Below are 18,765 nucleotides of genomic sequence, written 5' to 3'. Positions count from 1 at the left end.
GAGACAAACCTCACGCCGAGAGCAAATTCTGCAGCGCTTCGCCATTGGGGACGCCGAGGCCGGAGCAGGCGTCCCAGCCGGGGCCGGCCTTGTACATGCCGTGCAGATCGCCGGTGATGTCATTGTTGCCGACCGTGATGTCGCGGAACACGCCTTGTGTGTGCGCGGCATAGATCAGCGGGTTGATGAAGCCGACGGTCTTGCCGAATTTCTTCGTCGTCGCCTCGTTGATGCGCGCGATCAACCCCGCCATCAGCGGCGCCACGGCACTTGTGCCGCCGATGGTGGTGCCGACGCCGTTGAGGAAGATCTGGTAGCCGGTCGCAGGATCGGCATCGCCGGCAACATCGGGCACCCCGCGGCCGTTGTGATGCGTCGGTGATTTCGGCACATGGGCCTGGGCCTGGTATTGCGGCCGCGGGAACACGACGCTGACGCCGCCGCCGCCTGCGCCGCCCTGCGGCCCGCCGTTCCAGACCACCTCGTTGATCTGGCCGTTCGGCGCCTTCAGATTGGTGCCGCCGCAGGCGAGTGCAAACGGGCTCGAGGCCGGGAAATCTGCATGTGGCTTGCCGTCCCAGTCCGCACCCATGTCAGCCGAACCATTGTCGCCGGAGGCAACGCAGACGGTGACGCCCATCGCGGCGGCGTCGCGGATCGCCTCGTTCAGGCCGTCGACGAATTGCTGCGAGCCTTCCTGGTCTTCCGGCCCGCCCCAGCTGATCGAGATCACCGAAGGTTTTCGCGCGGTGTCGTGGACGGCGGCCTTGACCGCATCGATGAAGCCGTTGGTGGTGTTGGGCGCGAAATAGACCACGATCCTGGCGCCGGGTGCGATCGCACCGGCCACCTCGATGTCGAGCACGACCTCGCCGTCGGCGTCGGAATGGCCGGGCTTGTTGGCGCCGCCGTCGACGCTCGCGGGTGCGATCTTCGGCATCGCGATGCCCGCCTTCTTGAAGAAGGTGCGCAGGTCTGACGTTTTGTAGCCGGCGCCCGTGGGATGGCCCTTCTGGTCGATGTCGTTGAGCTCGATGATGGCGATGCACTGGCCGGCGCCGGTCTCGCCGCCCGGGAAATTGTAGAGCTGGGCGATCTGATCGACCGAGAAGCTGCCGCCCTGCGCGGCGCGTGCGGCTGCGCCCTTCTGCGGCAGCTTGCGGCGGAAGTGGGGTTGCGCCACCGGCCGGTTGTCCAGGCCGTGCACGCCGACCACGATACCTGCGAGCTCGGCCGGGATCTGCACGCTACCTTTACGCATGCGATGGGTCGCGCCCTCGTATCTGACCTTGTTGAGCTTGACGCCGAAGGCTGCGCTCATGGCCTTCACCGTCCCGGTCAGCTTCACGGTGCGGGACGCCAGATGCACGCTCTTGACGTTGAGATCGTGGTGATGAGCGAAATCGTCGATCTTGGCGACGTCGGCGGTATCCGCGCCCATCTCTGCGCCGAACTCGGCACGCGAGAGATACTGCCGCTCGCGCGGCGGTTGCGCGCCGAGCGGCATCACCTGCTCATCGTCGGCACGCTTCGCGCGCAGGCGGACGCTGATCTCGATTTCCTGCTTGGGATCGGCCGCGCCGACGAGCTTGGCCCCCTTCGGCAATTTCCGTGCGCTGTTCGCCAGCGTCACGCGCGTGGTCGAGCTTGCCATGACTTCCTCCGTTTGTGATTGGAAGGCAGATTGTCGCACCTCAACTATAGGTGCAATCTCAAACCCAAATTGGTTCAGGCATTTGAGCGATATTTTTTCAGAAAACCTCTTGTTTGGCAGGGGCAACATCCGACTGGCTCAGATCGGCACGGAATCGGTCAATATTCACGACCATTCGACGACAAGGATTTCGATTTAAAATTGCAACCGTTGGCTTGTCTGGCCGACCAACGGAAGACGTTTGTCGAAATCAGACGTCTGGAAATCAATTTGGCGGAGACAATGCGATGCGTGCTGACCGCAAATGGGTCGAGAGAAATCTCGGTTTCGATCCGATCACGACGCCGCCCCCGCCCGACACCTTCGTGGTGAAACGCGTGGCCAAGGGCGCGGTGAAGAAATCCGCGAAGGTCACGACCGAAGACTTTCGGCGCGAGATCATCGATTTCGATTCCGAGTCGAGCGAGGGCCGCGAGTTCATGGCCTTCTCGACCTCGACCGGGCTGTCGCGCTTCACCGACATTGCCTGGCCGAAGGGGCTGGCGCCGCAAACCGGGCCGAAGCCGAAGGACAACGGCAAGGGACCGTTGCCGCGCGCCGACGTGCTGGTCGTGACCTGGACCGTCGACGAGGGGCACGCCCTCAGCCGCGTGCTGACGCCGGGCAAGGACTCCCGCAACGATTACGTACCCTACACGCACAATTACGCGGCCATCTCCAAGAAGATGCGCAACGGGTGTCCGGCCAAGGAGCTGAAACGGCTCGGCACCTACTGGACCACCACGATCGGCAAGAAGAAGGTCGTGATCTTCAAATCCGATTCGCACATGTCGCAGGACGGCCCGCAGCTGCCGAACATCGACGTCTGGCGCCAGATCATCACCGAGGTGCAGCCGACGCTCGTCATCACCACGGGCACGGCCGGCGGCATCGGCAAGGAATTCGAGGTCGGTGACGTCGTCGTCAGTCCGATCGTTCGCTTCGACTGCCTGTCGAAGTTCAAGAAGCAGCCGTTCGCGCAGGAGCATTTTTCCAGCAGATCCGCCGTGACGAAGAAGTTCGCGCAGGCCAAGACGCTGTTCAAGGCCAATGCCGGGCAATTGCCGAAGGACAACACAAGGGCGCCGAAGATCTTCGTCGTGAAGCCGAGCGGCCTGTCCTCCTCCGTGGTCACCACCGACTTCTTCGGCTTCGACACCTCGGACGACCACTTCCATCTCCAGGGGCTCGGCGACGTCTCCGAAATGGGCGATGCCATCCTTGGCCTGGTCGCGCAGGAGATGGGCGACAAGGCGCCGCGCTGGCTCGCGATCCGCAACGTCTCCGATCCGCAGATCAAGGCCGAAGGCACCTTGCAGCAGCAGGAGCAGATCGCCGCCCAGATCTACAAGGGGTTCGGCCGCTGGAGCACGGTCTGTAGCGCCATCACCTGCTGGGCCAGCATCGCGGCGGAGCCCTAGCGAGCGATCCGGCCAGCGCAGACGACAAAGGACGGACGATCAATCAGGGAAAGTGGAACGGCCATGGCGCAGATCACGATCAACGGCATCACGATCGATCCTTCGGCTCCGCACGCGGAACGCGCGGCGCTTTCGCTGGATCATGCGAATGCGAAGGAATCCGACTACATCATCGTGCAGACCAACCAGCCGCTCAACGCCGAGCGCAGAGGGCGGCTTGCCAAGGCCGGCGCCGAGATCCTGGAAGCCGTCCCGGGCAGCGCCGTCATCTGTCACTTTCCGGCGGCCGGGCTCGACAAGGTGCGGAAACTGCCGTTCGTGACATGGGCAGACCTCTACCCGGGCATCGTGAAGATCGCGCCGGCACTGCGCAACCTTGACACCCAACCCGGAGGCGTCGCTGCGGCGCGCGCGCTTGCGGCAAAGCCGGCGGCGCTCGACCGCACCAGCGTGACCGTCGACGTCATGCTCCACCGCAATGTCGGCGTGAAGGCCGCTGCAAAGAAGATCGCGGAAGCGGCGCATGTGCAGCTTGACGACGTCGTTCCGGGCACGGCCAAGGTGCGTGTGACGCTGAAGATGCGCCGTCTTGCCGACGTCGCGGCGCTCGACGAGGTGCGCAGCGTCGAGAAGGTCTTTCCCCGCAAGCTGCTCAACAACATCGCGCGGGGCATTCTTCGCGTTCCCGCGGCGACGCCCAGCAATGGCGGCGAAGGCGCGGGCGAGATCATCGCGATCGCCGATACCGGTTTCGACAAGGGATCGACCACGAACACGCACCCGGCTTTCAAGGGGCGCGTCAAGAAGCTCTACGCGCTCGGCCGGCCTGGGCGCAAAGACGATCCTGACGGTCACGGCACCCATGTCGCGGGTTCCGCCCTCGGCGACGGCGTATCGAAAAGCGACGGCCCGATCCGCGGCACGGCTCCCGGCGCAAAGCTGGTTCTGCAATCCGTGCTCGACAGCGGCGGCAACCTCGGCGGCCTGCCCGACAGCCTCGATGCGCTGTTCGGTCCGCCCTACAAGACGGACAAGGCGCGAATCCATTCCAACTCCTGGGGCAGCGACAAGGATGGCAATGGCCAGGTCGACCCCAACTCCGTGACCCCGCCCGGTACGGCCAAGAACTGCCTCACCATCGGCGCATGCGAGAACAATCGTCCCAACGAGGCCATGACCTACGGCAGGGCGTGGCCAAGCGATTTTCCGGCCACGCCGATCAGCTCCGATCGTGTGGCCAACAATCCCGAAGGGATGGTGGCATTCAGCAGCCGCGGACCCACCAACGACGAACGCATCAAGCCGGACGTCGTGGCGCCGGGATCCTTTATTCTGTCAACCCGTTCCCGCGCCACGAACTCGAAGGGATGGAAGCTCTCGCAAGACCCGCTCTACATGTTCGAGGGCGGCACCAGCATGGCGACGCCGCTGGTGGCCGGGTCCGTCGCGGTGATCCGAGCGTTCCTGAGGAAAAGCGAGGGACTGAAGTCGCCGAGCGCCGCACTGCTCAAGGCGCTCATCATCAACGGAGCGCGCAGTCTTGCCGGACAATACCAGCCGTCGGAGGCGGGGTCCGTCGCAAGCAACAGTCAGGGCTTCGGCCGGGTCGACGTTCAGGCCGTGGTCGGCCCCCATGCCGCGAACGAAGAGCTGCAGTTCTTCGACGAGAGGAAGAAGCTGGACGCAGGCGACCGCGAAGACCGCACGGTCACGATACCGGCGGGAAGCAGCCGCCTGAAGGTGACGCTGGTCTGGACCGATCCGCCCGGCGAAGGCCTGCAAAGCGACCTCGATCTCGTCGTGGTGGCCAACAAGCAGGAACGCCATGGCAACATGCCGGCCGCCTCGAAGGACTTCGACCGCAGGAACAATGTGGAGCAGGTCAGCTTCGAAAATCTGCCGCCCGGCGAAGCGGTGATTTCGGTCATCGCTCATTCCATCGCCGTGGCGCCGCAGAACTACGCCCTCGTCATCAGGGTAAGCTAGAGCGTCTTCAAGCGAAGTGGCTGCCGGTCCGCGTGAGGAAAACGCGTCAAAACAAGAGCCCGGAGCTTCCGTTCTGATTCACTCAGAAACCAAGCTCCAGGCGCGGCAATCTGTCCCGGAAGGCTCGACCTCTTGTCGAACCTTCCGCGCATGTCTACCTCTCGCGGGTGGTTTTGGAGAGAGGTACTCCGATGCTGGATGCCGCCGTAAAGGCGCTGTCGCAATTGATCTCGCCGCCGATGCGCTCGATCCTGTGGCGATCGATCGGGCTTGCACTGGTGCTGATCATCGTGCTGGCGATCGGCTTGCAGCGGCTGCTGAGCTGGTTTGCGACCTATGGCGAGGTCTGGCTGGAAGGCCTGCTCGGGCCGAGCTGGCATTCCTCGCTCGAGGTCCTCGCCTGGATCGTCTCGATCACGGCGGGCCTCGGCGTCGTGTTCGGCGGCGTGTTCCTGATGCCTGCGATCACCTCGCTGGTGGCGAGCCTGTTCGTCGACGACGTCGCCGACATCGTCGAGCGCGAGCATTATCCCGCCGAGCGGCCGGGCGCTGCGCTGCCGTTCAGCCAGGCGATCTACGAGGGCGTCAAGACCGCGCTGCTGACGATCGTGGTCTATCTGGTGGCGTTGCCGCTGGTCCTGTTCGCCGGTGCCGGATTCCTGATCTTCTTCGTCGCCGCCGCCTGGCTGCTCGGGCGCGAATATTTCGAGCTCGCCGCGATGCGCTTCCGTTCGCCGGAGGAGGCCAGGGCGATGCGGCGCGACAACGCCGCGACCATCTTCACCGCCGGCCTTTTCATTGCGGCCTTCGTCTCGATCCCGATCGTCAATCTGGCGACGCCGATCTTCGGCATGGCGTTCATGGTCCACATGCACAAGCGCCTGTCGGGGCCGCGGCCCGAGCTGATCGAGCCGGCGCGGCAGATGCGGTGAGGCCTCTCAGTTCACTTGCACCCCGCATTTGCGCAGCAGCATCTTGGCGAAGCCGAACGGCGCCGGCGTGAACGGGCCCGGTGGCGCCCGGGTGATCAGCGCGACGACGCCGAGCGCGACCATCGCTAGCCAGAAGCACAGCCAGAAGCCGTCGATATAGGCGAGCACATTGGCCTCGCGCTGCACCAGGCCCGCGAGCGTGCCGACCGCGCGCGCCTGCGCCATGCCGGTGCCGTGGGCCGCGAAGTAATCGGCGAGCTGCTTGAGCCTACCCACCACGTCGGCATTGCCGACCACAAGGTCCTGGCCGAGATAGAAGGAATGGACCTGCTCGCGCACGCGCAGCCACGTTCCCATCAGCGCGATGCCGATCTCCGCGCCGCCGAGCCGCATGATCTGGATGTAGGCGGCAAAGGAGGTGGCGCGGCTCGGATCGGCGTTCGACAGCAGCGTGATGATGATCGGCAGCAGGAGCAGCGACTGCCCGATCGCCTGGAGCAGCACGATGCCGACAAAATCCTCGCGCGCCCAGACATGGCTGAGCTGCGTGCCCCAGAGATTGGCCGCGGCAAAGCAGGCAAAACCCAGCACCACGACGAGCCGCGTATCGAAATGCCGCAGCAGCCAGATCGAGATCGGCACCAGCACGAACATCGGCAGCGCGCCATAGGTGAGCAGCAGCATCCCGCTCTGCTCCGGCCGGAGCAGAACGACATTGCCGAGGAAATTCGGCACCAGCGACGAGTTGGAGAGGCTGGTCAGCGTGTAGAGCAGGATCAAGATCAGCCCCAACCCGACATTGCGCGAGAACAGCACGTTCACATGCGCCCAGGGCTGTCGCACCAGCGACTCGTTGACGAGGAAGCCTGCGAACAGCACCACACCGCTGACGAGCAGCGCCATCACCGTCCCCGAGTTGAGCCAGTCCAGGCGATTGCCCTGGTCGAGGCCGGCATAGATCATCGAGACCGCGGCGCCGAGCAGCAGCATGCCGCCCCAATCGGCCTCGCGCAGCAGCGTGCGGTTCACCGGCTCGCTCGGCGTGCCCAGATAAACCATCAGGCCCATCAAGGGCGCGATCACGACGCTCTGCCAGTACATCCATTGCCAGCCGAGATGGTCGACATAGAAGCCGACCAGGGAGCTCGACGTATCCAGCGCAAAGCCGACCCGGATCGAATAGAGCGAGATCGCCGGCACCCACCATCGGATCGGCAGGTTTCGTAACACGATCATGAGCGTCGCAGGCACGAAGGTGCCGAGCAGCAGGCCATGAACGACGCTGAGCGCGAGCAGCGTCGGATAATCGTGCACGAAGGGAATGATCAGCGACACCGCGGCGTAGACGAGGCTCGGGATGCCGAGCACGCGGCGCAGGCCGAACACCGTCGCGAGCCACGCCACCGCCGGCGCAATCAGGATCTGCGAGCCGATGCCTGCGGTCGAAAGCCAGGCGCCCTCGTCGAACGAGAGCGAGAACGCACCGCGCAGGTCCGGCAGACCAACCGTGGTCAGCCGGCTGTCGAAATTGGCGAGGAACGAGCCGAGCAGCACCGCCGCCACGGCAAACAACGGCTGTGGCGCGATGCCGCCGCGCGACAGAGGTCCGCGGCCGGCATCGTCATTTTCCGCCATTCGCGGCCTTCGTGTCGATGCTGGTGACGACCGACATGCCCGGCACCAGCCGCGCCAGCAGCGGCTGGTTGTCGTCGAACTGGATGCGCACGGGAATGCGCTGCACGACCTTGGTGAAATTGCCGGTCGCATTGTCCGGCGGCAGCAGGGCCACCTGCGCGCCGGTCGCGGGCGCAATGCGCTCGACCTTGCCGCGCAGCTTCTCGCACGGGAAGCCATCGACGGTGATCTCGACCGGCTGGCCCGGCGCGACATGCGTGAGCTGGGTCTCCTTGTAATTCGCGATCACATAGACCTTCGGCAGCGGCACCACGTTGATGAGGTTGGTGCCGATGTTGACGTAGTCGCCGGGCTGCACCTGGCGCTCGCCGACGACGCCGTCGAACGGCGCGGTGATCCTGGTATAGCCGAGCTTCAGCTTCGCGCTCGCCAGCGTCGCCTTGGCCGCCGCGACATCGGCGGCGCGCTGCTTCTTGGTGCCCTGCAGAACTTCGAGTTGATGCTGCTGCGCGGCGATGACGGCGCGACTGGCACGTACGTCGGCCTGCGCCTTCGCATAGCCCGCGACGGCCTGTTCCAGCCGCTGCCGCGTGCCGGCTTCCGTCTGCGTCAGGGATTTCTGGCGATCCTGCTCCTGCCGGGCCTCGACTTCCAACGCTTCCGCGGACAGCTGCGCGGCCTGCGCCTGCGCGATGGTCGCATATTGCAGCTCGACCTGGTTGCTCAGATTGTCGAGCACGGCCTGCGCGGCGGCGACAGCGGCCTCGGACTGCGCGACCTGGGCCTGGTAGTCGGCGGGATCGATCTGGATCAGGAGATCGCCGGCCTTGACGCGCTGGAAGTCGGAGACCCCGACGGTCAGCACTTCGCCGGAGACGCGGCTTGCAAGCCGCGTCAGATCGGCGCGCACATAGGCGTCGTTGGTGGTCTGGACCACGGCGTTGCCGACCCATTCGTCGAAGCGCAGCGTCGCCAGTGCCACGAAGGCGAGCGCGACGATCACGGCGAACAGGGGGATCGCGAGCCGGCCCCAGAGCGAGCTCGCCGGCCGCTGTGTCGGCTTCGGCGGCGGAGCCGGTGCCGCGGCCGGCGGTGGCGGTGGCGGTGGCGATGGCGATGAGATTTGTTCTTGCTGACTCACGACATGTCCCCAAAACCGGCTTGCTTCACATCGCCCCCCGAAACGACGGCGCCACCTCAGACCGTCCTCTCCGGCCACCGGCAGAGATCGTTGATCAGGCAAACCTCGCAGCGCGGCTTGCGGGCGAGGCAAGTATAGCGGCCATGCAGGATCAGCCAATGATGGGCGTGCAACATGAACTCGGCCGGGATCACCTTTTCGAGACCGAGCTCAACTTCGAGTGGCGTCTTGCCGGGCGCGAGCCCGGTGCGGTTGCCGACCCGGAAGACATGCGTGTCGACCGCCATGGTGTGCTCGCCGAAGGCCATGTTGAGCACCACGTTGGCGGTCTTGCGCCCGGCGCCTGGCAGAGATTCGATCCCGGCGCGCGTGCGCGGCACCTCGCCGCCGAATTCGCTGAGCACCTTTGCCGACAGCGCAATCACGTTCCTGGCCTTGGTGCGATAGAGGCCGATGGTCTTGATGTATTCGCGCAAGCGTTCTTCGCCGAGGTCGAGCATCTTCTGCGGCGTGTCGGCGATCTCGAACAATGCGCGTGTCGCCTTGTTGACCCCGGCATCGGTGGCCTGCGCCGACAGCACCACCGCGACCAGCAGCGTGAACGGATTGACGTGCTCGAGCTCGCCTTTCGGCTCCGGATTGGCCTTGCGGAAACGGCTGAAGACCTCGTGGATCTCGGCCGGCGTCCAAGGTTTGGTAGAATTGGGTCTTGTGGCCTTGAGCGATTTCCTGGCGGGAGCCTTCGGCTTCGCAACTATCGCCTTTGCCTTTTTCTTCGGCACGGACGCTTTGCGCGGGGCCGGCTTGCGGGTGATTTTCGCCATGATCCGGATATACTGAGGGACGATGAGCACAGGCAACGAAATTGAGCGCGGGCGATCTGAAAGCGAGACGGAGCCTCAGATCTTCTCCGCGCTCCTGACGCCGCACCGCTCGCTGAACCGCACCGGCTTCCTCGCCGTGATGCTGTTCCTGAGCGTGGTGAGCTTTGCCACCGGCCTCGCCTTCCTGATGATGGGTGCGTGGCCGGTGTTCGGCTTCTTCGGCCTCGACGTGCTGGTGATCTGGTGGGCCTTCAAGGCTAATTTCCGCACCGCGCGGGCGCGCGAGGAGATTTCGGTCACGACGTCTGAGCTGCGGGTGCGGCGCGTCAGTCATCGCGGCCAGGTCGCCGAATGGACGTTCCATCCGCTCTGGGTCCGCCTCGACATGGAGGTCGACGAGGATTTTGGCATCGAGCATCTCTATCTGATCTCGCGCGGCCACCAGATCCAGATCGCCCGCTTCCTCGGCCCGGACGAAAAAGCAAGTTTTTACAAAGGCTTGGTTGAGGCCCTGAACGCCGCCAAGCGCGGCCCGACCTACAACCCGGTCTCCTGAGTCCGGATCGGAAATCGGGTGGTTTCGGCCCGGCGCCACGCCTACATTTCCAGTCATGATGACACTCGCCATAAATGACCAGCGCCTGGCCAAGCCGGGCTCCCAGAACGCCGCGTTGCGCGATTACGACTCCGTGCGCCGGGCGATCGCATTCATCTCGGAGAACTGGCGCACCCAGCCGGCCATCGAAGCGATGGCGGATGCGGCGGGCGTCACGCCGGATGAGCTGCACCATCTGTTCCGCCGCTGGGCCTCGATCACGCCGAAGGCGTTCATGCAGGCGCTGACGCTCGATCACGCCAAGGGACTGTTGCGGGACTCCGCGAGCATTCTCGATGCCGCGCTCGACTCAGGTCTTTCAGGACCGGGCCGGCTGCACGATCTCTTCGTCACCCATGAAGCGATGTCGCCCGGCGAATGGAAGAACGGCGGCGCGGGCCTGACGCTGCGCTACGGCTTCCATCCCTCGCCCTTTGGCACGGCGATCGTGATCGCCACCGACCGCGGCCTGTCAGGCCTTGCGTTCGCCGATCCCGGTGATGAGAAGGTCGCGCTCGCCGACATGACGCGGCGATGGCGCAACGCAACTTACGTCGAGGATCACGAAGGCACCGCACCGCTCGCACAGCGCATCTTCGACACCAAGCTGTGGCGGCCGGACCAGCCGCTGCGCGTGGTGATGATCGGCACCGATTTCGAGGTACGGGTGTGGGAGACGCTGCTGAAGATCCCGATGGGTCGCGCGGTGTCCTATTCCGACATCGCCTGCAACATCAACAGCCCGAAGGCCTCACGCGCCGTCGGCGCTGCGGTCGGCAAGAACCCGGTCTCGTTCGTCGTGCCCTGCCATCGCGCGCTCGGCAAGAGCGGCACGCTCACCGGCTATCACTGGGGCATCACCCGCAAGCAGGCGATGCTGGGCTGGGAGGCCGGGCAGCTGGGGATGCAGTGAGCTCTACGCGAGATGTGCAGAAGCTGAGCTACAGCAGCATTCAAGAAATGCCGTAATCTGCCAAGCGCTTCTTTGCGGCTTCCACCGTCTCTGAAGAAAATTCGCTTGAGTACTTGATAACTAGTGCCTCTGCGGACAGCTCCTTGGCCATTCCAAACTCGACCAACTTCAAGAAGCCCGTCGAGGGTGTGGGCTTCATTGCCAAGTCGGCCAACGTTTGCCTTACGCCAACTCTGCCTAGTTTCTGACGAGTCCTGCTCAGACGCTTTGTCGTGCCGCTTTCTTCCGACAAGGCTTCTTCCAAGGCTCGCATCACGACCGCAAACTCAGATTCCAGTGGATCGTCAATATTGCGCCCTTCAATTCGGCAAAGCTGGCGAAACGCTGCATGATAAACATCATCGCGCTTTAGGCGCTTAGCGTTCGCCATCCAATTGCGCAGCTTTTTTTTACCCCATTCGTTTGACAGGTCAGGAAGCTGCGCATTCATGGACTACCCCGCCAGATCCAGCTTTGAGGCCACCGTCGAATCCGCGTTGAGCCGGTAGATGATCGGCACACCGGTCGCGAGCTCGCGCTTCAAAATGCCTTCGGGCGAGAGCTTCTCCAGCACCATGATCAGCGCGCGCAGCGAATTGCCGTGGGCGGCGACCAGCGTGCGCTTGCCGTTGAGCACGCCGGGCAGGATCTCCTGCACGTAATAGGGCAACGCGCGCGCCAGCGTATCCTTCAGGCTTTCGCCGCCGGGCGGCGGCACGTCGTAGGAGCGGCGCCAGATCAGCACCTGGTCCTCGCCCCATTTCTTGCGGGCGTCGTCCTTGTTGAGGCCGGAGAGATCGCCATAGTCGCGCTCGTTCAGCGCGAGGTCTTTGGAGGTCGGCAGGCCCTTCTGGTCGAGCTCGCCGAGAATGAGATCGAGCGTGTGCTGCGCGCGCGTCAAGACCGAGGTGTAGGCGACGTCGAACACGAGGCCCTGTGCCTTCAGCTTGCGGCCGGCTTCCGTGGCTTCCTTCACGCCGAGCTCGGTGAGATCAGGATCCTTCCAGCCCGTGAACAGGTTCTTCAGATTCCACTCGCTCTGACCGTGGCGCACGAGCACGAGGAGACGTTCGCTCATTGACTGCTTTCCATTCAGGTTATTGTTGAGGAATGATCTTGGCGGAAAGCCGCTTCACATCTTGCGCTAACGCGGCCCTTCGGGTCCGGTTCATGCTCCGGCTCGCTCAGATGTCTGCGAGACCGAGCACGTCGGCCATGGAGTAGTGCCCCGGCTTCTTGCCATGCGCCCACAGCGCCGCCTTGAGCGCGCCGTGTGCGAACAGCATGCGGTCTTCGGCGAGATGCGACAGCGTCAGGCGTTCGAACGGACCGAGGAAGGTCACGCTGTGCTCGCCGGCGACGGTGCCGCCGCGCAAGGAGGCAAAGCCGATGTCGCCCGGCTTGCGCGCGCCGGTGATGCCGTCGCGGCCGCGATCCGAATGCTCATCGAGCGAGATGCCGCGGCCGGCGGCAGCGGCCTGGCCCAGCATCAGCGCAGTGCCCGAGGGCGCATCGATCTTCATGCGGTGGTGGGTTTCCACGACCTCGATGTCGAAGCTCTCGTCGAGTGCCTTGGCGACGCGCTTGACCACCGCGGCGAGCAGATTGACGCCCAGGCTCATATTGCCCGACTGCACCACGACCGCACGGTTGGTGACGCTCTTGATCACGGCGTTGTCGGAGGCCGACAGTCCGGTGGTGCCGATGACGTGCACGATGCCGCGCTCGGCCGCGATCGCGACGTTGGCGATGGTCGCGGCCGGCACGGTGAAATCCAGGATGCCGTCGGCATCTTTCGACATCGCCCAGAGGTCGGCCGAGAGTTTGACGCCGTTGGCCGGCAGGCCCGCGAGTACGCCGGCATCCTTGCCGAGCAGCTCCGAGCCGGGCGCCTCCAGGGCTCCCGCCAGCACCGCGCCTTCGGTGTCGGCAATCGCTCGTGCCAGCGCCCGGCCCATCCGGCCGCCTGCCCCAGCAACAATCAAACGCATATCGGACATGGTTCACCCTCTCCACGCCCTATAGCGGGAGCGGGCCGTTCCGGCAACCGATCAGGCCTTCAAAAGGCCCGTGGCGCGGGTCTCCCCAAGCACAGATGCAACGCTAGAGCATGAGCTCCAGGTCTTTCCTGAGCACGATCTGACCATCGCGCTCGACAACATAAGTGGCCTTGTAGGAGCCGCGTTCCCACCCCCCGGGAGGTCGCTTCTTCCCCGCAAAGAGCATGAATTGCGCCTTGTTGGCCTGAAGTGGTGCAGACCGATTTTCCGCGATGACGTTCTCGAGGGGATCCTTGATGACCAGCCATTGCGCATCGCCCGCCTTCAGCCCGATGGCCCGCACGAACGCGACGATCGCCATCGAACCGGCGGACGGCTTTTGGCTCTCGGCACTGCCGTCCTCGATGAGTTCCATCGTGACCGGCCCCGTCGTAAAGCCCGCATTGAGGATGGCTCGTTCCTGGTACTCGAGTTTCGGGCGGAGGGCAGCAAGCCAGAGCGATTGACCGCCCTCGCAAGACTCGGGGCGAACACCATACGCAAAGGGATCGACCACCGCGCCATTGTGCCTCACGGTGAAATGCAGGTGAGGATACTCCGTGAGGCCGGAGAGCCCGACACGGCCGATCGGCTGTCCGAGGTCGACCTTGTCTCCAGGCTTGACCAACACACTGCCGGCGGCGAGGTGGCAGTACTGGGTTTCCCACTGCTCCGGATGTTCGATGACGATGCCATTGCCACATTCGGCCTCGCGCACCGCTTCGCGTCCCGATTTTGTGAAAGCGCCGTCCGGCGCGTCATTGCGTGTACGAAGAACGCGACCGCCTGCCGCCGCGCGCACGTCCACGCCGGCCTTTTGCGCTGCCAGTGAGGGCAAACGAAAATCGGTGCCGTTGTGGTCGTCATAAGTCAGCGTGCCGCACTTGTAATCTCGCGCCGACCGCGACGGATCGAGATCCGTGTAATTCTGGATGTAGCAGGTGCGGCCAGGCTCGCAGGCAATCGGCAGCGCCAATTGAATGCTCTGGGCATGTGCAGGGAAGCCGGCCCCGGCCAATGCCAAGGCAGCGAACGCCCGGTAGAGAAAACCTGCGCAGCTCATGCGCCTCGACATCGCGGAGAACCCCGTACTCAGTCAGGCGAATGCTTGCCAGCCGTCCGCAATCTCATCGGACCCTCTTCGTCCAATCGACCCTCGGAGGCCGGCCGGCTCACCCAGTTCTCGCGCCTGCCGGCGCCAAAAGGCGACTGGGTGAGATGATACAGAAGAAAGAACTCCGACTGCCGATTGATCCCCAGTTTGAGCATGATCCTCTTGGTGTAGGTTCGCACCGTTGCCTCGGTCAGCCCAAGCTCGGCTCCAATATCGCGAGGGCACTGGAATTGAAGAATCCGGGCGACGATTCTTTCCTCAGCCCAATTCAAGCCGAAGGCAGATGCGATGCAGTGCGCGCCCTGCACGTCATCGAATTGCGGCACGACGATGAGGGCCTGTCCCAGCTTGTCATGCGTTGGAACAGCGCCGATCTTGGCGAAGGCGAATTGCTGACGATCCGTCGAAAGCGGTACCGTAGTGTTGAACCATCCATGAGTCCCGCTCTCGATGAGCACTTTCCCGATTGCCCCCCGCAAGCTCTCGGTCACGGAAGCGCATGAGCCAGCAAGCCTGCCTCCTTCCATCCTGAGCAGCTCGCGCTTGGCAAGCAGCACGCGTCCACCACGATTGACTGCGTAAATGTGCAGGCCCTGGTCCACGACGATGGCGGGAAAGGTCAGCTCTTCGAGCCAGAGTTGCGCATCGACCTGCCCCGGCGCTTGCCGGGCAAGTGAATGAGCAGCCTTCCATAACGGGCGCACGGTATGCGCCAAGCCCGGAATCTCCGATGCCGCAAGCGCGGCCGGTCGCCATCCAGCCACGAACACGACCGTGGTTCGCTCATCGGAAGCAAACCTGCCAATGACTGAATGACTCTTTACCGGGGGTTCCGCGCCGATCAACTTGCGGACGAAGGAGGTCCGGGAATTGATCGGCTCGAGCGAGGCGACGTCCTCGGCTGTACCCTTGCGCGCAAATCGCTCAACCATCGCCGCGCATGACGGATCGGCAGGAGCATCTCCGATCCTGGCTTCTTCCAGCCCGGAGGCGGATAGCATGGCTACGTAGCAGCTCCGGCAGCCGAGCAATTCCGCCATGGCCTTCGCGAAATATTCCATTGCGGCCTGTTGCGGGCGTGGCTCCGGACAAGACCCAGACGGACCGCATCCGTCATTGCCTTGCTTCGAGGCGCGCTCGACGCAATCGGAACGAAAATCATCCTGTGCGGAAGGTAGTGCCTTACTGCACTCATGCACGGTCGCCTCCCTCATAGGCCGGCCCACCCCTTACCAGCGCTTAATTCTCCCTGAACGCACGGTTGATCCGTAACGTCATCGGCTGCAAAAGATATTCCGCAAAGGTTCGTTCCCCCGTCTCGACAAATATCTCGACAGGCATTCCAGGCATCAATGTGGAGATGTAGGAGGCCGTCGGCGCGTTGGGGTCGAGCTCAACCTCGGCCAAATAGGAGCTGTCGCCGGAATGGGTGTCGGTCAGTGCGTCTGCCGCAACGCCGACCACCCTTCCCTCGAGCATCGGCCGGCGGCGAATGTTCAGCGCGTGAACCCGCACACGCGCCATCTGTCCGACATAAACCTCTTCCCGATCGGCAGGCTTCAATGTCGCCTCGATGACAAGCCGATCTTGCATCGGAACGATTTCCAAAAGGGTTTCCCGAGGTCCAAGCACGGCATTGAGGTCCCTGCTGTTGAGGCCAACGATCCTTCCACTTTCCGGGGCACGCAATTCAGACCGGACAAGCTGGGCACGCAACGCGGCAATTCGATGTCTGAGGTCGCCGATCTCCTCGCTCGTCGCATGCCGCTGCTTGGCGATATCCTGATTTTGGTTGAACCCCAGTTGCCGGCGTCTGTCCTGCAACTCCGCGATCTTGCCCTGCATCTCCGAGATTGACGCGGCATTGCGATCGACCTGTCCGGTGGCCTCGGCTTCGGCGCGTTGCAAGGCCAGCAAACGTGGTTTCCGGGCGAGGCCCTTTGCGAGGAGATAACTCGTGTCGGCGATTTCTTCCCGCAACAGCTTGAGTTGCTGTTCAAGCCCTTGGGTGTTGCTCTGCAGGCCGCGGATGGTGTCCGCGTTTTGCAGCATCTGCTGATCGATCACCTTGCGCTCGTTCTCAATCGCGGCCAGTCGCGCAGCAAATTCGGCCTCCTGGGTTTGAATGGCGATACGTGCGGAGAGACGCGCCGCACTTTCCCGCAATTCGTCCGGAAACCGGATTGACTTCGCACCGTCCTGCTCCGCCGACAGCCGGGCCTCCATCGCCAGATCAGCAAAGAACTTGGTTTCCAGGGAACCAAGGCTCCCTTCGATCTGCGCGGTGTCGAGCCGTGCAATGAGTTGACCGGCTTCGACGTGATCGTTCTCCCGGACATAGATCGATTTGATGATTCCGCCTTCCAGATGTTGCACAGCCTTGCGCTTCGAATGGACCTTGATGAATCCCGGGGCCACGACAGCGCCGCGGAGCGGAACCGTGGTTGCCCACAAGCCGAAGCCGCAAAATTGCAGGACGAGCAATACACAGCCCCATGCGATGATCCGTCGCATGTCGGATCGCGGTTGCTCCGTCGGCCAGGTCTTCGACGGACCGGCAACAGGCGCGGACATCGCGGGGGCATGACCGGTCTGCGTCATGGAATGACCCTCCTGCCTGGCAACCTCTGAGGTTCGACATTGCGCGGGAGCCCTGGCGAACCCGGTACCGGTGCCGGCCGCTGGGCGCGAAGAACATCATATGGCGGTCCGAAGGCGACCTGGTTGCCGTCCCTCAGCAGCAACACGGCATCGGCGATGGTCAACAGCCGCGGCCGGTGAGTGACGATCACCGACGCCGCGCCGCGCGCTTTGGCCGATTGAATGGCGGAGCACAACGCTTCTTCGCCGTCCGGGTCGAGATTGGCATTGGGCTCATCCAGCAGGATCAATTTGCGATCGCCGAAGAAGGCGCGTGCAAGACCAATGCGTTGACGCTGGCCGCCGGATAGCCTGCAGCCGTCGCGGCCGATCTCGGTCTGGTAGCCGGCCGGAAGGGACAGGATCATCTCATGCGCCTGCGCGAGCATGGCCGCGGCGACGATGGCCTCGTCCCGTGCGTATTCATCAAACCCGGCAATGGCTTCGGCCACCGTTCCTTCCAGGAGCTGCACGTCCTGGGGGAGGTAGCCGACGAATTGCCCAAGCTGGTCGGGATCCCAGGTATGGAGTGCTGCGTGGTCCAACCGGATCGTACCGCTGGTCGGCCGATCGAGGCCTGCCATCAAGCGCAGCAATGTGGATTTTCCGGCGCCGGTCGGCCCGATCACGACGACAAGCTCGGACGGCCGGCATTGAAAGGATATGCCCGCGAGAATGGGACGCTGCGTCCCGCCAATCCGGAATGTCACCCGTTCGACCTTGAGCATGCCGGCTGGCGGCGGAAGCAACGTCTTCCGCGGACGCGCAAGCACCGGCATCGCGGCGTTGCAGACCTGCGTCCACGCGTCCTGCGCAGATGCCAACGCGCGCCAGGCCGAGACCAATCCTTCCATGGGCTGCAATGTGCGCGCTATCAGGATCGAGCTCGCGATCAGACTGCCGGACAGCACCTCGTTCTGGAGCACGAGCCAGGCACCGGCGCCGATCGCGGCAATCTGCAGGATGGTCCTGACCATTCGCGCGGCGGCGCTAATCGTGTAGATGCGTTCGCTGGCCCGCACCACCGGAGACAGGGCTTCGTCATTGAGGCTCATGAACGCGCGGATGGCGCCCCGGGTCCAGCCCATCGCCCGCACCACGCTGGAGTGCCGGACGATTCCATCGAGCAACGCCTGCGTCTTCAACGCGGCCTGCGAAGCCTGCGCAATTTCCCCGCGCGCGATCCAGTGGCTTGCAACACCCATCGCCAGCAGGACCCCCACCCCGATCAGGGCTATGACGCCATACCAGGGGTGCAGGAAGAACAGGATGAGAATAAACACCGGGAGGAACGGAGCATCGATCAGCGATGTGACCGTTCCGCTCGACAGGAAAGTTCTCAACTCGCGAAGCTTGACGAGATCGTGCTGCCGGCCGTCGCCGGGCGCCGCACCGGTGATGCTGCCTTCAAGGATGATCGGAGCGAGGCAGTGCTCGACCCCGACCGCGAACCGGCTCAACAGGCGGTTACGAAACGTGTCGAAGGCGGCGCTGAAGGCGAGAGCGCCGACGGCGATGACGGTGAGGCCGACAAGCGTCTCGACGCTTCCGCTGCTGAGCACGCGGTCGAACACTTCGATGGAATAGAAAGGTACGACCAGCAGCAGCAGGTTTACGGACACGCTGAAACAGACGATCCACACCAAGGCGAATCGTCCCGGAATCAAGGCCACCAGCAATCTCTGACCAGATGCTGGGATCACACCACGGTTACGCGAATACATAACTTGCCGGCACTGTCACTGACTGAAATGAGGGCGGGGCGGCCTGACAGCCGCCCCGCTACTAGTCGG

16 protein-coding genes are annotated in these 18,765 nt (G+C 63.9%); 5 read left to right on the top strand and 11 right to left on the bottom strand.

What is annotated here, in order from left to right; translation table 11 throughout:
- Nucleotides 1-10 precede the first annotated feature (10 nt).
- Nucleotides 11-1,654, bottom strand: a complete 1,644-nt coding sequence (locus HAP41_RS02035) for a S53 family peptidase (protein WP_166061613.1) — start codon at nucleotides 1,652-1,654, stop codon at nucleotides 11-13.
- 287 nt (nucleotides 1,655-1,941) lie between these two features.
- Here HAP41_RS02035 and HAP41_RS02030 point away from each other — a divergent pair, with 287 nt between their 5' ends.
- From HAP41_RS02030 to HAP41_RS02020, 3 genes are all read left to right on the top strand, one after another.
- Nucleotides 1,942-3,114: a phosphorylase family protein gene (locus HAP41_RS02030; protein WP_166061614.1), complete on the top strand. Its 1,173-nt coding sequence runs from the start codon at nucleotides 1,942-1,944 to the stop codon at nucleotides 3,112-3,114.
- A gap of 63 nt (nucleotides 3,115-3,177) precedes the next feature.
- Complete coding sequence (locus HAP41_RS02025; RefSeq protein WP_166061615.1) at nucleotides 3,178-5,100, top strand: S8 family serine peptidase; 1,923 nt, start codon at nucleotides 3,178-3,180, stop codon at nucleotides 5,098-5,100.
- Between the two features lie 191 nt (nucleotides 5,101-5,291).
- Nucleotides 5,292-6,032: a sulfate transporter family protein gene (locus HAP41_RS02020; RefSeq protein WP_063980234.1), complete on the top strand. Its 741-nt coding sequence runs from the start codon at nucleotides 5,292-5,294 to the stop codon at nucleotides 6,030-6,032.
- A gap of 6 nt (nucleotides 6,033-6,038) precedes the next feature.
- On the opposite strand, the gene HAP41_RS02015 is transcribed toward HAP41_RS02020, so the two are convergent.
- From HAP41_RS02015 to nth, 3 genes are read right to left on the bottom strand one after another with little or no spacing between them, the layout of a single operon-like run.
- Nucleotides 6,039-7,667 carry an MFS transporter gene (locus HAP41_RS02015; protein WP_071908821.1) on the bottom strand — a complete coding sequence of 543 codons (1,629 nt, stop codon included), beginning with the start codon at nucleotides 7,665-7,667 and terminating at the stop codon, nucleotides 6,039-6,041.
- Nucleotides 7,654-8,808 carry an HlyD family secretion protein gene (locus HAP41_RS02010; protein WP_166061616.1) on the bottom strand — a complete coding sequence of 385 codons (1,155 nt, stop codon included), beginning with the start codon at nucleotides 8,806-8,808 and terminating at the stop codon, nucleotides 7,654-7,656. The genes HAP41_RS02015 and HAP41_RS02010 overlap by 14 nt, the downstream gene beginning before the upstream one ends.
- A 56-nt stretch (nucleotides 8,809-8,864) precedes the next feature.
- Complete coding sequence (gene nth, locus HAP41_RS02005) at nucleotides 8,865-9,632, bottom strand: endonuclease III (RefSeq protein ID WP_166061617.1); 768 nt, start codon at nucleotides 9,630-9,632, stop codon at nucleotides 8,865-8,867.
- Nucleotides 9,633-9,654: 22 nt separating this feature from the next.
- Between nth and HAP41_RS02000 the strand changes: the two genes are divergently transcribed.
- Together HAP41_RS02000 and HAP41_RS01995 are read left to right on the top strand one after the other, a co-directional pair.
- Complete coding sequence (locus tag HAP41_RS02000; protein ID WP_166061618.1) at nucleotides 9,655-10,188, top strand: DUF2244 domain-containing protein; 534 nt, start codon at nucleotides 9,655-9,657, stop codon at nucleotides 10,186-10,188.
- A gap of 55 nt (nucleotides 10,189-10,243) precedes the next feature.
- The gene (locus tag HAP41_RS01995) at nucleotides 10,244-11,140 is read left to right on the top strand and encodes a methylated-DNA--[protein]-cysteine S-methyltransferase (protein ID WP_135213995.1); all 897 of its coding nucleotides are present in this window, start codon (nucleotides 10,244-10,246) and stop codon (nucleotides 11,138-11,140) included.
- 40 nt (nucleotides 11,141-11,180) lie between these two features.
- Here HAP41_RS01995 and HAP41_RS01990 read toward each other — a convergent pair whose 3' ends face one another.
- From HAP41_RS01990 to HAP41_RS01960, 7 genes are all read right to left on the bottom strand, one after another.
- Nucleotides 11,181-11,630 (bottom strand): hypothetical protein, encoded by a 450-nt coding sequence (locus HAP41_RS01990; protein WP_166061619.1) that lies wholly within the window; start codon nucleotides 11,628-11,630, stop codon nucleotides 11,181-11,183.
- 3 nt (nucleotides 11,631-11,633) lie between these two features.
- Nucleotides 11,634-12,257: a 2,3-bisphosphoglycerate-dependent phosphoglycerate mutase gene (locus tag HAP41_RS01985; RefSeq protein WP_014490847.1), complete on the bottom strand. Its 624-nt coding sequence runs from the start codon at nucleotides 12,255-12,257 to the stop codon at nucleotides 11,634-11,636.
- Nucleotides 12,258-12,363: 106 nt separating this feature from the next.
- A complete protein-coding gene (dapB, locus tag HAP41_RS01980; RefSeq protein WP_028148808.1) occupies nucleotides 12,364-13,179 on the bottom strand; it encodes a 4-hydroxy-tetrahydrodipicolinate reductase in 816 nt (271 codons plus the stop codon).
- A gap of 103 nt (nucleotides 13,180-13,282) precedes the next feature.
- Nucleotides 13,283-14,281: a M23 family metallopeptidase gene (locus tag HAP41_RS01975; RefSeq protein WP_166061620.1), complete on the bottom strand. Its 999-nt coding sequence runs from the start codon at nucleotides 14,279-14,281 to the stop codon at nucleotides 13,283-13,285.
- 29 nt (nucleotides 14,282-14,310) lie between these two features.
- Nucleotides 14,311-15,393 carry a helix-turn-helix transcriptional regulator gene (locus tag HAP41_RS01970; RefSeq protein ID WP_224580537.1) on the bottom strand — a complete coding sequence of 361 codons (1,083 nt, stop codon included), beginning with the start codon at nucleotides 15,391-15,393 and terminating at the stop codon, nucleotides 14,311-14,313.
- A 178-nt stretch (nucleotides 15,394-15,571) separates the two neighbouring features.
- Nucleotides 15,572-16,933: an HlyD family type I secretion periplasmic adaptor subunit gene (locus HAP41_RS01965; protein WP_135213991.1), complete on the bottom strand. Its 1,362-nt coding sequence runs from the start codon at nucleotides 16,931-16,933 to the stop codon at nucleotides 15,572-15,574.
- Complete coding sequence (locus HAP41_RS01960; protein ID WP_224580538.1) at nucleotides 16,930-18,645, bottom strand: type I secretion system permease/ATPase; 1,716 nt, start codon at nucleotides 18,643-18,645, stop codon at nucleotides 16,930-16,932. The genes HAP41_RS01965 and HAP41_RS01960 overlap by 4 nt, the downstream gene beginning before the upstream one ends.
- Nucleotides 18,646-18,765: the final 120 nt, after the last annotated feature.

It is taken from the genome of Bradyrhizobium barranii subsp. apii (assembly GCF_011516635.5).
Lineage (GTDB): Bacteria > Pseudomonadota > Alphaproteobacteria > Rhizobiales > Xanthobacteraceae > Bradyrhizobium > Bradyrhizobium barranii.
Note: the sequence above shows the minus strand (reverse complement) of the source record. Positions and strands in the feature narration are given on the sequence as shown.

Coding starts and splice junctions, on each gene's coding strand:
- HAP41_RS01985 (WP_014490847.1), bottom strand. CDS start 12,257: ATGAGCGAACGTCTCCTCGTGCTCGTGCGCCACGGTCAGAGCGAGTGG.
- dapB (WP_028148808.1), bottom strand. CDS start 13,179: ATGTCCGATATGCGTTTGATTGTTGCTGGGGCAGGCGGCCGGATGGGC.
- HAP41_RS01995 (WP_135213995.1), top strand. CDS start 10,244: ATGATGACACTCGCCATAAATGACCAGCGCCTGGCCAAGCCGGGCTCC.
- HAP41_RS01965 (WP_135213991.1), bottom strand. CDS start 16,933: ATGACGCAGACCGGTCATGCCCCCGCGATGTCCGCGCCTGTTGCCGGT.
- HAP41_RS02030 (WP_166061614.1), top strand. CDS start 1,942: ATGCGTGCTGACCGCAAATGGGTCGAGAGAAATCTCGGTTTCGATCCG.
- HAP41_RS01990 (WP_166061619.1), bottom strand. CDS start 11,630: ATGAATGCGCAGCTTCCTGACCTGTCAAACGAATGGGGTAAAAAAAAG.
- HAP41_RS02015 (WP_071908821.1), bottom strand. CDS start 7,667: ATGGCGGAAAATGACGATGCCGGCCGCGGACCTCTGTCGCGCGGCGGC.
- nth (WP_166061617.1), bottom strand. CDS start 9,632: ATGGCGAAAATCACCCGCAAGCCGGCCCCGCGCAAAGCGTCCGTGCCG.
- HAP41_RS01975 (WP_166061620.1), bottom strand. CDS start 14,281: ATGAGCTGCGCAGGTTTTCTCTACCGGGCGTTCGCTGCCTTGGCATTG.
- HAP41_RS02020 (WP_063980234.1), top strand. CDS start 5,292: ATGCTGGATGCCGCCGTAAAGGCGCTGTCGCAATTGATCTCGCCGCCG.
- HAP41_RS02025 (WP_166061615.1), top strand. CDS start 3,178: ATGGCGCAGATCACGATCAACGGCATCACGATCGATCCTTCGGCTCCG.
- HAP41_RS02035 (WP_166061613.1), bottom strand. CDS start 1,654: ATGGCAAGCTCGACCACGCGCGTGACGCTGGCGAACAGCGCACGGAAA.
- HAP41_RS02000 (WP_166061618.1), top strand. CDS start 9,655: ATGAGCACAGGCAACGAAATTGAGCGCGGGCGATCTGAAAGCGAGACG.
- HAP41_RS01970 (WP_224580537.1), bottom strand. CDS start 15,393: ATGGAATATTTCGCGAAGGCCATGGCGGAATTGCTCGGCTGCCGGAGC.